1 rRNA gene is annotated in these 266 nt (G+C 35.0%); it reads left to right on the forward strand.

The features are described from left to right. Positions 1-170: 170 nt before the first annotated feature. Positions 171-266: ribosomal RNA gene (rrf, locus tag IC218_RS22350) — 5S ribosomal RNA — on the forward strand; the annotation flags it as partial.

Genomic DNA, 266 nt, shown 5'->3' on the forward strand with positions numbered 1-266 from the left:
GTAAGTGCAGCAATGTATTTAGCTTATCGATACTAATAGGTCGAGGACTTGACCAATATTTATTTGATGTTCATTGATTAAAATATATATGTAGTTTTTAGAGTGCTAACTCTAAAGAATCTAGTTTACTAGCTTCAAAAACTTAATAGTAATATTAAGCATAAAGATTATGTGGTTACAATAGCAGAGAGGATACACCTGTTCCCATTCCGAACACAGAAGTTAAGCTCTCTAGCGCTGATGGTACTTGGTGGGAAACTGCCTGG

Origin of the sequence: Clostridioides sp. ES-S-0005-03 (assembly GCF_020658455.1) — a bacterium.
In the GTDB taxonomy this organism is placed as follows: Bacteria; Bacillota; Clostridia; order Peptostreptococcales; family Peptostreptococcaceae; genus Clostridioides.